This is a genomic window from Escherichia sp. 93.1518 (genome assembly GCF_013368915.2).
GTDB lineage: Bacteria > Pseudomonadota > Gammaproteobacteria > Enterobacterales > Enterobacteriaceae > Escherichia > Escherichia ruysiae.
On record NZ_JABWMT020000116.1, the window covers coordinates 1 to 350 of the forward strand.

Annotated in this window: 1 protein-coding gene; it reads right to left on the bottom strand. The window is 58.6% G+C overall.

The genetic code is table 11. The annotated features are described in order from the left end of the window. The coding region (locus HEN21_RS23650; RefSeq protein WP_286192520.1) for a phage tail protein at positions 1-350 on the bottom strand (350 nt) is incomplete at both ends.

A 350-nucleotide genomic window follows, 5' to 3' on the forward strand; every position in this document is an offset into this window, starting at 1 on the left:
GGCGCTGAAGCTGTAGCGGAACGGCGCGCCATCATCCGGCATCACCACATTACTGCGGTTATAGGTCCACACCTTATCCGACGGTCGGTCCTGCACGAACGTCAGAGTCTGCCCGTTCCATACCGGCATACAGCGCATCGCCGAGCAGAAATCGCTGAGCACATCCCACGCCTTACGCTGTGTGGTCAGCCAGGCATTACAGGTGATGCGCGGCTCCGTGCCGCCAAAACCATTCGGTACCAACTGGTCGCAGTACTGGCCGATGACATACAGCGTCCATTTATCCACATCTGCTGCACCAAGACGTTTCCCCATGCCGTAGCGCGGATGGGTCAGCATATCCCACAGAC